Source organism: Polynucleobacter sp. AP-Nino-20-G2, from assembly GCF_018688235.1.
Taxonomy (GTDB): Bacteria; Pseudomonadota; Gammaproteobacteria; order Burkholderiales; family Burkholderiaceae; genus Polynucleobacter.
This window is the reverse complement of sequence record NZ_CP061313.1, coordinates 417,634-430,501: the sequence shown is the minus strand read 5'-3', so window position 1 is coordinate 430,501 and position 12,868 is coordinate 417,634. Positions and strand designations below refer to the sequence as shown.

Annotated in this window: 10 protein-coding genes and 1 pseudogene; 9 read left to right on the top strand and 2 right to left on the bottom strand. The window is 48.4% G+C overall.

Annotated features, from left to right (window positions below):
- The first annotated feature begins 24 nt into the window (after window positions 1–24).
- The 6 genes and pseudogenes from hemF (at window position 25) to rng (ending at window position 4,677) form a co-directional block, all read left to right on the top strand.
- A complete protein-coding gene (hemF, locus tag FD960_RS02335) occupies window positions 25–936 on the top strand; it encodes an oxygen-dependent coproporphyrinogen oxidase (protein WP_215300558.1) in 912 nt (303 codons plus the stop codon).
- 1 nt (window position 937) lies between these two features.
- The gene (nadD, locus tag FD960_RS02330) at window positions 938–1,642 is read left to right on the top strand and encodes a nicotinate (nicotinamide) nucleotide adenylyltransferase (protein WP_215299587.1); all 705 of its coding nucleotides are present in this window, start codon (window positions 938–940) and stop codon (window positions 1,640–1,642) included.
- 56 nt (window positions 1,643–1,698) lie between these two features.
- Window positions 1,699–2,088 (top strand): annotated as a pseudogene (gene rsfS, locus FD960_RS02325) (ribosome silencing factor); the annotation flags it as partial.
- Window positions 2,089–2,101: 13 nt separating this feature from the next.
- Window positions 2,102–2,545 (top strand): 23S rRNA (pseudouridine(1915)-N(3))-methyltransferase RlmH, encoded by a 444-nt coding sequence (gene rlmH / locus FD960_RS02320; protein WP_215299583.1) that lies wholly within the window; start codon window positions 2,102–2,104, stop codon window positions 2,543–2,545.
- A 48-nt stretch (window positions 2,546–2,593) separates the two neighbouring features.
- Window positions 2,594–3,217, top strand: coding sequence for a nucleoside triphosphate pyrophosphatase (locus FD960_RS02315; protein WP_215299582.1), 624 nt, complete (start codon window positions 2,594–2,596; stop codon window positions 3,215–3,217).
- Complete coding sequence (gene rng, locus FD960_RS02310) at window positions 3,214–4,677, top strand: ribonuclease G (protein ID WP_215299580.1); 1,464 nt, start codon at window positions 3,214–3,216, stop codon at window positions 4,675–4,677. The genes FD960_RS02315 and rng overlap by 4 nt, the downstream gene beginning before the upstream one ends.
- A gap of 35 nt (window positions 4,678–4,712) precedes the next feature.
- Here the strand turns inward: rng and msbA are convergent, their stop codons facing one another.
- Window positions 4,713–6,476: a lipid A export permease/ATP-binding protein MsbA gene (msbA, locus tag FD960_RS02305; protein WP_215299579.1), complete on the bottom strand. Its 1,764-nt coding sequence runs from the start codon at window positions 6,474–6,476 to the stop codon at window positions 4,713–4,715.
- 10 nt (window positions 6,477–6,486) lie between these two features.
- Here msbA and FD960_RS02300 point away from each other — a divergent pair, with 10 nt between their 5' ends.
- The 3 genes from FD960_RS02300 to FD960_RS02290 are packed head-to-tail and all read left to right on the top strand — an operon-like array spanning window position 6,487 to window position 9,218.
- Window positions 6,487–7,266: a glycosyltransferase family 2 protein gene (locus FD960_RS02300; protein ID WP_215299577.1), complete on the top strand. Its 780-nt coding sequence runs from the start codon at window positions 6,487–6,489 to the stop codon at window positions 7,264–7,266.
- Window positions 7,263–8,042, top strand: a complete 780-nt coding sequence (locus tag FD960_RS02295) for a glycosyltransferase family 2 protein (RefSeq protein ID WP_215299575.1) — start codon at window positions 7,263–7,265, stop codon at window positions 8,040–8,042. Before FD960_RS02300 ends, FD960_RS02295 begins: the two co-directional genes overlap by 4 nt.
- An 18-nt stretch (window positions 8,043–8,060) precedes the next feature.
- Window positions 8,061–9,218, top strand: a complete 1,158-nt coding sequence (locus FD960_RS02290) for a glycosyltransferase family 9 protein (protein ID WP_215299573.1) — start codon at window positions 8,061–8,063, stop codon at window positions 9,216–9,218.
- 16 nt (window positions 9,219–9,234) lie between these two features.
- Here FD960_RS02290 and dnaE read toward each other — a convergent pair whose 3' ends face one another.
- Window positions 9,235–12,861, bottom strand: a complete 3,627-nt coding sequence (gene dnaE / locus FD960_RS02285; RefSeq protein ID WP_215299571.1) for a DNA polymerase III subunit alpha — start codon at window positions 12,859–12,861, stop codon at window positions 9,235–9,237.
- Window positions 12,862–12,868: the final 7 nt, after the last annotated feature.

Sequence of the window (12,868 nt, the reverse complement as noted above, 5' to 3'; positions counted from 1 at the left end):
TTGCCATCTACAGAACATACTCATATCAATATTGACACCTTAAAAGATTATTTTTTAGGCTTGCAAGAGCGCATCACTTCTGCGATGAGCGCTTTGGATGGAAAAGCATTTGCAGTTGATGCCTGGGAAAAGCCTGAAGATAGTAAGCTCAAGGGCTATGGTCGCACCTGCATTTTGGACGGCGGAAATATTCTAGAAAAAGGTGGTGTCGGCTTCTCGCACGTACGGGGTGATCAAATGCCCCCTTCTGCTTCTCACCATCGTCCAGAAGTGGCTGGGCGTAGCTTTGAAGCGATGGGCGTATCCCTAGTCTTTCACCCCAACAATCCCAAAGTACCCACTACCCACATGAATGTGCGCTGCTTTATCGCGCAAGCTCCGGATAAAGAACCGGTATGGTGGTTTGGAGGTGGCTTTGACCTCACCCCGTATTACGGCGTAGATGAAGATTGCAGGCACTTTCATCAAACCGCTAAAGAGGCTTTAGATCCATTTGGGCAAGATCTCTATCCCCGCTTTAAAAAATGGTGTGATGAATATTTTTATCTGAAACACCGAGAAGAGCCTCGCGGTATTGGTGGCGTCTTTTTTGATGACTTTAATAGCCTAGGCTTTGAACAAAGCTTTGCAATGACTCGCGCGGTTGGCGATGCCTTTATCAATGCTTATTTACCGATTGTGGAGCGCCGCTACCAAGAAAGCTTTACCCCCCAAGAAAAAGCTTTCCAAGAATACCGTCGCGGTCGTTATGTCGAATACAACCTGATATTTGATCGGGGCACTATTTTTGGACTGCATTCTGGTGGGCGCACTGAATCGATTTTGATGTCGATGCCACCCGTAGTGCAGTGGTGGTACAACTGGCAACCGACACCCGGAACGCCAGAAGCCAAACTCTACGATCACTACCTCAAGCCACGCGACTGGTTGGCCTAAGTTGACCTCTTTGAATTTAGATACTCCAAAAAAAATTGGCATTCTAGGTGGGACTTTTGATCCTCCGCATCTAGGACACCTCAAGCTAGCCACTCACTTTGCAAAGACCTTACATCTTGATGCGCTACTACTCGTCCCGAGTGGCGAGCCATGGCAAAAAGGCACGGGCATCACTCCCGCAGAAACCCGCTTTCAGTTAACCGAGGCTGCCGGCATTGATCTCGCCAGAGCATTTCTGTATTTAAAAATACCCACTCAAATTGGCATTGACCGCATTGAAATCGAGCGCGCTGGACCTAGCTATGCCATCGATACGGCAAAAGCACTAAAAGAACGCTTTGGCGCTCAGGCAAACCTGATTTGGCTCATGGGGGCAGACTCCCTCATCAAACTCCCCACATGGAACTCCTGGAAGCAATTGCTCGAATATGTAAATTTCGCAGTTGCAAGCAGACCTCAGCATGATATCTCGGTCGAAATGAGTGCTGAGATTGCACAATTGCTCGCTAAACATCAATGTATTGATGCAAATACCCTTGAAAAAAGCCTACATGGCCTCATTTACCTAGATAACAGTCTTTCAGTAGACCTTTCCTCAACCGAACTCCGAAATCAGCTTAAAAGCCCCTCACGGAGCTCTGTCGCAACCGAGCAGATCCCTTCTCACGCACTAGAGATCATTGCAAATTTAGGTCTGTACAGCTAATCAAGCTAAGATCACCCTTAATTACGAAATATCAAAGAAAAAATAGCAAAGAAACTATGGACTTAACAAAATTACAACGCGTGGTGATTGATGCCTTAGAAGACGTCAAGGCACAGGACATTCGCGTTTATGACACCACCAAGCTCAGCGAATTATTTGATCGCGTCATTATTGCGACCGGATCTAGCAATCGCCAAACTCGCTCACTCGCAATGTCCGTCAAAGAAGCAGTAAACGCCAAAGGCGGGGAAGTGATTTCTGTTGAAGGTTTAGAAACTGGTGAATGGGTTTTAGTGGATTGCGGCGATATTGTGGTGCATATTCTTCAGCCCGCTCTGCGCGCCTACTACCAGCTAGAAGGCATGTGGGGAGCAAAACCCGTGCGCGTTAAATTAGCTGCCGATAAAGGCCTGGCCAAAGCAAGCGAGCCTGAGGACGACGAAGAGTAGTCTTTTAGCAATGCGTTTAACCATCGTTTCCGTTGGCCACAAAATGCCAGACTGGGTTGCTACCGCGACCCAGGATTACGTTAAGCGCATGCCGGCAGATTGCAGCATTGATATCAAAGAGATCAAACCCGATCTCACACCAGCCAAAGAAGCCATCAAAATCGCTGCCGCTATCCCCAAGGGCTCACGAGTAATCGCTCTCGATGAACGCGGCAAAGATCAAACAACACAGAATCTAGCTACTCAACTAGCGAACTGGCGCCAAGAAGGATTTGATATCACCTTCCTCATTGGCGGGGCTGATGGACTTGACGCCAGCCTCAAAGAGAATGCCCAAGCTATGTGGCGTTTATCGAGCCTGACATTACCCCACGCCATGGCAAGAGTTTTGTTGGTGGAGCAGCTCTATCGGGCCTGGACTATTTTGCAAGGCCACCCGTATCATCGTGAGTAGCCGATCAATATCGTGAGCGGCGCCTTTCTCGCCATTGATTGAACTCCTATGTACCCGTATATTTATCTCGCCTCACAAAGCCCCCGTCGCCAAGAGCTACTTCGTCAAATTGGCGTGAAATTTGAGATGTTAGTGGCTCAAGCAGGCGAAGATACCGAAAGCATTGAAGAGCCCCTCCCCAATGAAAATGCACGCGATTATGTGCAGCGGGTTACTTTCGCTAAGAGCGCCATCGCATTACAGCGCTGGCAACAAAGTGGTAAGCCATGGGCGCCTATTCTGTGCGCGGACACAACCGTCAGCCTGCCCGGCAGCGCTAGCGGTGAAATTCTCGGGAAACCCAGCGATGCCGACGATGCAGCGCGCATCCTGGAAATGCTCAGCAGTAAAACGCATGAAGTATTAACAGCGGTAGTGCTCACGGTTGACCAAAATACCAACCCGCTTTGCTTGGTGCAGGTTTCTGAAGTGCAGTTTGCGCATCTTTCTAAAGCGCAAATCGAAAGCTATATCGCCAGTGACGAACCCTTTGGGAAAGCTGGGGCCTATGGCATACAGGGGCTTGGTGGCGCTTTTATACCCTCGATCAAAGGGAGCTATAGCGGTATCATGGGGCTACCCATTTACGAAGTTAATCAACTCCTCGAGTTTGCCAAAGTTGCCCGCATATGAATGAAGAAATTCTGATCAACATCACCCCACAAGAAACGCGGGTGGCCTTAATTCAGCAAGGCGCAGTTCAAGAACTTCAAATCGAGCGAACCCGTCAACGCGGCATTGTTGGCAACATCTACTTAGCAAAAGTAGTGCGAGTGCTACCCGGCATGCAATCCGCCTTCATTGAGATTGGCTTAGAGCGGACGGCATTTATGCACGTTGCGGACATTACCCAAAACAATCCTCAAGCTCAGATCGAAAAACTACTCTTTGAAGGACAAAATGTTTTAGTACAGGTACTAAAGGATCCGCTTGGAACAAAGGGTGCCCGCCTAACAACCCAGCTGAGCATTGCGGGGCGCAATTTGGTGTATTTGCCGCCAGCAGGAACCGATGCGGCAACTGAAAAATACATTGGCGTCTCCCAAAGAATCGATCAGCCTGAAGAGCGAGAGGCCATTAAGGCCCGTCTCGCAGGCTTGATGGCTGCCGACGAAAAAGGTGGAATTATCGTTCGCACCAGCGCGCAAGATGCTACCGATACCGAACTGCAACACGATATGCATTATCTGCGCACTACTTGGGAAAAAATTCGTGAGGCAGTCAATCATCAGTCTGCGCCTAGCTTGCTCTATCAAGATCTCAGCCTAGCTGAGCGAGTATTGCGAGATGTAGCGGGCGAAGAGACCACTCAAATACGCGTGGACTCTGCAGAGAACTTTGAAAAGCTCAAAGGCTTTGCCAATTTATATATGCCTAATCTGCTGGAAAAGCTAACACTTCATCGCGGAGAGCGCGCTTTATTTGATTTGTTTGATGTTGATGCAGAGATTAATAAAGCCCTTGGCCGAAGGGTGGACCTCAAATCCGGCGGCTATCTGATGATTGATCAAACAGAGTCTATGACTACGATTGACGTCAATACAGGCAGTTATGTAGGCGCGCGCAACTTAGACGACACAGTATTTAAGACCAATCTTGAGGCAGCGCAATCGATTGCTCGGCAATTACGTCTACGCAATCTTGGCGGCATCATCATCATCGATTTCATTGATATGTTGAGTAAAGACCATCAAGAATCCGTATTACATGAGTTAAAGCGTAATTTAGAGCGTGATCATGCGCGCACCTCAGTGAGTGACTTTTCTTCTCTAGGCTTAGTAGAGATGACTCGAAAACGCACGCGTGAATCCCTGGCCCACATCACCTGCGAACCTTGTCCTACCTGTCAAGGCAAAGGAGAAGTTAAAACCGCTCAAACGATTTGTTATGAAATTTTGCGAGAAATTGTGCGTGAGCATCGCCAGTTCAACCCTCGGGAATTCCGCATCGTAGCGGCGCCGGATGTCATTGACCTCTTTCTGGAAGAAGAAAATCAATTCTTGGCCCAGCTTGGGGACTTTATTAGCAAGCCCATCAAACTCCAAGCGGAAGGCAGCTTCCGCCAGGAGCAATACGATATCGTCTTAAGTTAAGGTCTTGTTACTACGCTAACTAATGCCAAACTCTTTCAGGCATTAGAAAACTGAATACGGTGCAGGTTGGCGTACAAGCCATCATGCGCAATCAACTCTTCGTGAGATCCGTTTTCAATCACCTTGCCATGCTCGAGTACCACAATGCGGTCGGCATGCTCAATGGTAGATAAGCGATGTGCAATTACCAAGGTGGTTCTGCCTGCCATCAGCCGCTCTAATGCATCCTGCACTTGACGCTCTGATTCAGAATCGAGCGCTGAAGTAGCTTCATCCAAAATCAAAATAGGCGCATCTTTATAAATGGCTCGTGCAATTGCCAAGCGTTGACGCTGTCCACCAGATAAGCGATTGCCATTATCACCAATAGCGGTATCAATACCTTCCGGCAATTCTTTTACTAAGGCCGTGAGATTTGCCGCCTCAAGCGCCTCCATCACCCGTCCACGATCAATCCCTTCCGGACCGACTGCACCATAAGCAACGTTTGCAGCAATACTGTCATTAAACAAAATGACGTCTTGACTAACGAAAGCGATTTGCTTGCGCACATCAGAAAGAACGATATCTTCTAGCGCAATTCCATCGAGGAAGATTTGGCCTGTCGTTGGCTTAAAGAACCGCGGCAATAAATTCACTAGAGTCGATTTTCCACCGCCTGACGGCCCCACAAATGCCACCACTTCCCCGGGATTGATATTTAAATTCACACCCTGCAGAGCATCTTTACGCCCTGCTTCTTGCTGGTAGGAAAAGCCGACATCTTCAAAACGGATGCCGCCCTTAGCCTTATCTAGAGATTGCATGTTCGCCTTGCGGGACTCATCTTCTTCGAGCGGTTGATCCATCAAGGAGAAAATCATTTCCGCAGCTGTAAGACCGCGCTGTAAGGGCTGATTGATATCTGCCAAATGCTTAATCGGCGAAATCACCAGCATCATGGCGGTAATAAAGGATGCAAATCCACCCACTGTTGTCCCCTCTGAAGCAGACTGCATCAGTGCGATCACCAGAACAATGGATAAGGCCATGGAAGCGATGAGCTGAGTAATCGGCTGATTCAAGCCGCCCGCTACCGCCGATTTCAAGGCAAATTGGCGTAGGCGCTCAGCCTTCTCCATAAAGCGACGCATCTCATATTCTTGAGCGCCATGCACTTTGACAATCTTGTAACCCGCCGCAGATTCCTCAACGATATAGGCTAGCTCACTTGTCATAGTTTGCTGTTCCCGATTGAGGGAGCGCAAACGTTTATTAATCCGACTAATGATCAACGCAATCACGGGAAATATCATCAGCACAACCAAAGTTAACTGCCAATTCAAATAAATGAGGTAGCCAATTAATCCAATCACAGTCAGCGAATCGCGCACCAAACTAATTAACATCCCACCCATGATAGAAAGGGCGTTATTCACTTCGAAAACCACTGCATTAATGAGATTTGATGCGGAATTCTTTTGAAAGAAATTCGTTGTTGAGTGAAGTAAGGACTGAAACATTTGCATGCGCATCTTCAAAAGGATGGCATTGATGACGCGATTTAGGAGATAGCTAGATAGAAATTGAGCCATTCCACGGACAAAAGCGAGACCCACTAAAAAAACCGGCACCTGCCAAAGCTTGCTGTTGAGCTGACCAGTAAAGCCGCGGTCAAGCAAAGGCTTCATTAGAGCGGGAATGGAGGTTTCAGCGCCGGCCACTAGGGCCATGGCCAATAAAGAGCCAATAATCAAGCCAATATGGGGCTTGAGATACTGAATTAAGCGATTTAAGGCGGTACGGTCTTGAGCATTCATATAATGAATTATGCCCACCTTATCCGTCATACTCATCACCCGCAATGAAGAGGCCAATTTGGCTGATTGTTTGGCCTCCCTGGAGGGGATTGCCCAGCAAATTGTGGTGGTGGACACTAACAGCACAGATCGCACCTTAGAAATCGCCAAAAATCATGGTGCCACCGTCTCCCAGCCAGCTGATTGGCCTGGCTTTGGCCCCCAAAAGAATCGCGCCCTTGATCTTGCCACTGGTGATTGGGTTTTATCTTTAGATGCCGATGAGAGACTCACCCCAGCCTTGAGAAGTGAGATTTTGACGGCTATTCACCATTCCGCTCATGTGGACTGCTTTGCTATCCCAAGACTCTCTTGGTACTGTGGGCGCTTTATTCGCCATTCTGGCTGGAGTCCTGATTATGTGGATCGCTTATTCAAAAGAGGGGGTGCTCGCTTTTCTGATGACCTCGTTCATGAGCGCCTTATTCCAAATGGCCAAGTAGCTAAACTCGAAAATCCAATGCTGCACTACAGTTTTATGAATTACTCCCAAGTGCTGCAAAAACTAGATCGCTACTCAAGCGCCTCCGCTGAGCAAGCCTTCGCAAAAGGTAAAACGAGCAGCCCCTTAAAAGCAGTCCTTCATGGCATGTGGGCCTTCATTCGCACTTACCTCATACGGGCAGGATTTTTGGATGGCGCACAGGGGTTTGCCTTGGCAGTCTCCAATGGTCAAGGCACTTACTATCGTTATCTCAAATTGTGGCAACTGCACCAGCAAGCCAAGAATCACGAACATTCCACCAAATGATCTCTATTCTTCTGGCGACGTACAACTGGCCACAAGCCCTCAAACTCTGTCTTGAGTCTCTTAGCACTCAAACAGATACAAACTTCGAAATCATCATTGCCGATGATGGCTCTGGGACTGAAACAAAAGATCTAATTGAAGAGATACGAGCAGGATCTTCAATCGCCATCACACATCTTTGGCAAGAAGATCAAGGCTTTCGAAAAACCCGCATTCTCAATCAAGCCATTAGTGCTGCACGCGGAACATACCTAGTATTTCTGGATGGAGATTGCATTGTTCAGCCTGATTTTATTGCTCAGCACCGCTTGCTATCCCAGGCAGGCCATCTCGTTACTGGTAGCAGAGTATTGTTGAGCGAAAATCTCACCGAGCAATTACTCCTCTGGCCTCATTGGAATTTTAAACGCTTTACTCAACATCTATTGAGTTATCGCCTTTCAGGTGGCATCAACAAATACTGGCCCCTCAAAATCAAATTAGGCAATGGCTCATGGCGCGACTATAAAAAGTTTGTATGGCGCCGTATTAAAGGTTGCAATATGGCCTGCTGGAAATCTGATGCAGTAGCTATTGGTGGCTTTGATGAGAGCATGACTGGTTGGGGGCATGAAGATGCGGACTTTGTATTTAGACTACAAAACGCTGGTGTAATTCGTAGGTCTGGATCATGGTCGACTGAAGTCTTACACCTTCATCATCGCATTCATGACCAATCGAATGCCGCAGAGAATGCACGTCGCGTGCGCGAAAAAATTCTTGCAAAAGCTCTCTAAGAAATTCCAGAGTAATTTATGACTTCTTCTCTAGCGCTCAAGCCAAATAAAGTCTTATTTATTGCTACCCGTCAAATTGGCGATGTCCTGGTAACTACTCCACTGATTACCAAAGCCCGTGAACTCTGGCCAGATGCGGAATTTCATTTTCTAGGTTATCGGGGTAAGCTCGACATGCTCAAAGGCAACCCTGATATCACTCAAACCATTGAAACCTCGGATCGACCAGGCTTTCGCGAATACCTCCGCCTATTTCGTCGATTGTTTCAGCGCTATGACTTAGCGATAGTGACTCAACCCAGTGATCGCGCCTATCTTTATAGCTTGATTGCGGCGCGCAAAAGAGTTGGTGTCCTGGGCGGGCATCCACAAGGCCTCACTGAGCTGGATAAGGCGAAGAAGAGCAAGAGTGATAAACAGAATACCTGGAAAAAGGCCATTTGCCTGCACACAGTGGATATCGATTATTTCGCGCAACACGTCATTACTGAAAAGCTGCGCTTGCTCGAGGCTTTTTATCAAGATGCCCGAGACTTGTTTAGTAAGCCCATCTCAGTAAGTGCGCCCGTGGGGGAAGCGGTCACCCCCAGCATCGCTTGTCAGCTTCAATCCCCTTATGTTGTGGTTCATCCAGGGCCGCTTACCGCATACAAGCGCTGGCCCCTAGCCTATTGGCAAACTTTACTTACCTGGATTACGCAACAAGGATGTCAGATTGTTTTAAGTGCATCGCCCGCAAAACAAGATTTGCAATTAAACAATGACATTCTCTCTTTATTGGATGAGGAAACCCGCAAGCATGTAGTCAATACCGCGGGTTTACTGACTATTCCTCAGGCAGGAGCATTAATTCGAGGAGCGATTGCCTATGTAGGGGTTGACACCTCAATCACGCATCTCGCGGCAGCTTGTAATACACCAACAGTCGCTTTATTTGGTCCAACACCCCCTACTAATTTTGGACCATGGCCCAATGGCTTTGTTGGTAATCAGCCTTATCAACTCCGTGCGCGTAGTCAGACCGTTGGAAATGTCACCATTCTTCAAGGCCCAGGGGAGTGTGTGCCCTGCCGTAAAGCAGGTTGCGAAGATCGCGCTAGCAGCAATAGTGAGTGCTTAGATCATTTAGAGCCGAGTCAAGTCATCGAGGCACTTCAAAAGACTATTGCAGCGTAGAGCCTTGGAAAAACTGTTAGTGGTATTGAACTTGAACAGTATTGGATTGCTTGGCGGCTAGAATTTGATTCAAGCCATGAAGACAAGCATCGTCAGGATAAATACGTAACTCTTCAGGGAACTGCATAAGACAAGCTCCAGCGCTAGTAGTCACAGCGGCAGTCAACATCAACCCTTTCATACCCTCATTCCCGCCCGGCATGGTTGCGGCTGCAGGACCTAGCTTTGGATCACGAATACGATTGCTCATTAAATAAGGATTAATTTGACTCCGTAGAGACTTCAGGTCAATTGCCGAATCAATATTGAGATGCACATTACGAGCAAAACGCATCCGAGCACCAGTAATATCCATCACCGCTTCTGAAACAATCCGCATGCCGCCTGAGAATTTATCAGGCGTGACATTCACCTTGGCAACTAATAGCTCATCCTCTTTTAACCAAGAACGATTTGGCTCATACACCTCGCTGTAGAGAGTAACCTCAATTGCCGCAGAACCATCATCAATCGTAGCGATCATCATGCGCCCACGCTGACCAGTCAGCATGCGGGCAGAGGTAATAATGCCGGCAATTAACTGATCCTTACCCTCAGTCACCTTGGCAAGCGGCTGACGAATAAAATGCGCAGTCTCTTCGCGATAGGCGTCAAACATGTGGCCTGTCAGACAAAGACCTAATGCATTCTTTTCCTCCTGGAGACGCTTCTTCTCAGACCATACGGGCTCACGCACTAGTTCAGGCAAATGTCGATCCGCCTCGCCCGCAGCCTCAAATAAACTGACTTGATTAATTGAGGCTTCCGCCTGTTCCGCAGCTTCAATCGCGCGCGCAAGTGATGCTAATAAGGTTGAACGGATATCGTACAAATTGCCGCCAGCGGGCACAGCATCTTTATACAAACTATCAAATGCACCTGCGCGCATTAGAGCTTCAATCGCACGACGATTGACTTGCCTACGATCAACCCGCGCGCAGAAGTCAAATAAATCCTTGAATGGCCCGCCCGCTTCACGAGCTTTCACAATCGCCTCAATAGCAGCCTCACCAGTGCCCCTTACTGCACCAAGGCCATAGCGTACGTGGCTAATCGGGGAATCGGGGGCTGCATCAGGTGCGCGCAGTGGCGTAAAGACGTACACGCCAGTATTGATATCTGGCGAGAACACGCGAATCTGATTCACCAAGCAATCGTCGTACAGAATCTTCACCTTATCGGTGTCATCCATCGCGAGCGATAAGTTGGCTGCCATAAATTCAGCGGGGTAGTACGCCTTCAACCAAGCAGTTTGGTACGCCAAGAGTGCATATGCGGCAGCATGGGATTTATTGAATCCATAGCCTGCAAAGCGCTCCATCAAGTCATAAATCTCGTTGGCCTTCCCTTCGGAAATACCACCCGCTTTTGCGCCATCACTAAAAATCTTGCGATGCTGGGCCATCTCTTCCGGCTTTTTCTTACCCATCGCGCGACGCAACATATCAGCGCCACCCAATGAGTAGCCGCCAATCATCTGCGCCATCTGCATCACCTGCTCTTGATACACCATGATGCCGTAGGTTTCTTGTAAAACAGGCTCGATACGAGGATCGGGATACTCTACTTTTTGACGACCATGCTTACGCTCAATAAAGTCTGGAATCAAATCCATTGGACCTGGTCGATATAGCGCCACGAGCGCAATGATGTCCTCGAATCGGTCAGGCTTAGCCTCACGAAGCATGCCTTGCATGCCGCGACTTTCTAGCTGGAAGACTGCAACCGTATTGGCATTCTTGAGAACCTCAAATGCTTTTTGATCATCTAGTGAAATCTCACCGATATTCCAATCTTTACGATCCGCGTGCAAAGTTTTAATCCACTTCTCAGCGGCGGCCAGAATCGTTAATGTCGTTAAACCCAAGAAGTCGAACTTCACCAAGCCAATGGCTTCCACGTCATCTTTATCAAACTGGCTGATAACGGAGCTACTCTCTTGATCTTTAGAGTCTTTTGCTTCTTGTGTATAAAGCGGGCAAAAATCAGTCAAACGCCCAGGGGCAATCAGAACGCCACCCGCATGCATACCAACGTTACGCGTCATTCCCTCTAGCTGCTGCGCTAAAGATAGCAACTGACGCACTTCGTCTTCATTCTTTTCGCGTTCGCCTAATTGCTTTTCTTCCTTCTTCGCCATCTCAATGGTCATGTATTGACCTGGCTTATTCGGAATGAGTTTTGCGATGCCGTCGACGAAGTTATATCCTTGTTCGAGTACGCGACCCACATCACGAATCGCCGCTCTCGCAGCCATCGTTCCAAACGTAGCAATCTGACTTACCGCATCCTTGCCATACTTATCCTTCACGTACTGAATCACGCGATCGCGCCCGTGCTGGCAAAAGTCGATATCGAAGTCGGGCATGGAGACCCGCTCAGGATTTAAGAAGCGCTCAAACAGTAAGTTGTAGCGCAAAGGGTCTAGATCGGTAATCCCAAGAGAGTAAGCAACCAAAGAACCTGCGCCAGATCCACGGCCAGGGCCCACTGGAACCCCATTGTTTTTCGCCCAGTTAATAAAGTCGGCAACAATCAGGAAGTAACCCGGGAAACCCATTTGAGAAATTGTCTTCACCTCAAAGACCAGGCGATCGTGATAGCGCTGCTCTTCTTTTGCGCGCTCATCCGGATCCGGGAAATTGCGCTCCATATGACGCTTCAATCCAATCTCGGATTGCTGCAGCAAATAATCATCCAGCGTGATGCCAGGCGGCGTTGGGAAGTCCGGCAAACGCGGCTGCCCCAAGGTAAGTGAGAGATTGCAACGTTTAGCAATTTCTACAGAGTTTGCCAATGCCACAGGCAAATCGGCAAAACGCTTTTCCATCTCCTCTTGAGATAGGAAATACTGTTCATCATTAAATTTCTTTTGGCGCCGCGGATTGCCCAACAATTCACCTTCAGCAATACAGACGCGCGCTTCATGTGCCGTGAAATCACTCTTTTGCATGAATTGCACTGGATGTGTCGCCACAATCGGCAAATCTAAATCACTAGCAAGATGACAGGCTAGCTGGAGCTGCTTTTCATCCTGGGGGTGCCCACCACGCTGTACCTCAATAAAGAATGCGCCCGGAAATAACTTCTCCCAGCGTTTTGCAGCTTCCTTAGCCTGCTCCTCTTGTCCAGCCAAGAGAGCAACACCAACATCACCCCAGCGTCCACCAGAAAGCGCGATCAGACCATAGGCCAGCGTTCTTTTTGCAGCCCGATCTTCCGCCTTAGAAGCGGGCTCAGAAAACCACTGAGGATCCACTTCAGCGCGACCACGCGACTGATTATCTAAAGAAGCCTTACTTAGTAGCTGACAGAGGTTAAGGTAGCCAGAATGGTTCTGCACTAATAGCAACAAGCGAAACGGCTGGTCTGGGTCTTGGGGATTACTAATCCAAACATCAGCACCAGCAATCGGTTTAACGCCACTAGACCGTGCGGCCGTATAAAAGCGCACCAAACCGAATAAATTACTTAAATCCGTGAGGGCCAAAGCCCCCATGCCGTCTTTTTCAGCGGCAGCCACCGCATCGTCAATGCGAACGACGCCATCCGTAATTGAAAACTCGGAATGGACGCGTAGATGAACAAAACGGGGTGAAGCCATGAGATCA

Excerpts from the sequence above, each read along its gene's own strand:
- rlmH (WP_215299583.1), top strand. The coding sequence starts at position 2,102 with ATGCGTTTAACCATCGTTTCCGTTGGCCACAAAATGCCAGACTGGGTT.
- FD960_RS02315 (WP_215299582.1), top strand. The coding sequence starts at position 2,594 with ATGTACCCGTATATTTATCTCGCCTCACAAAGCCCCCGTCGCCAAGAG.
- rng (WP_215299580.1), top strand. The coding sequence starts at position 3,214 with ATGAATGAAGAAATTCTGATCAACATCACCCCACAAGAAACGCGGGTG.
- msbA (WP_215299579.1), bottom strand. The coding sequence starts at position 6,476 with ATGAATGCTCAAGACCGTACCGCCTTAAATCGCTTAATTCAGTATCTC.
- FD960_RS02300 (WP_215299577.1), top strand. The coding sequence starts at position 6,487 with ATGCCCACCTTATCCGTCATACTCATCACCCGCAATGAAGAGGCCAAT.
- FD960_RS02295 (WP_215299575.1), top strand. The coding sequence starts at position 7,263 with ATGATCTCTATTCTTCTGGCGACGTACAACTGGCCACAAGCCCTCAAA.
- FD960_RS02290 (WP_215299573.1), top strand. The coding sequence starts at position 8,061 with ATGACTTCTTCTCTAGCGCTCAAGCCAAATAAAGTCTTATTTATTGCT.
- dnaE (WP_215299571.1), bottom strand. The coding sequence starts at position 12,861 with ATGGCTTCACCCCGTTTTGTTCATCTACGCGTCCATTCCGAGTTTTCA.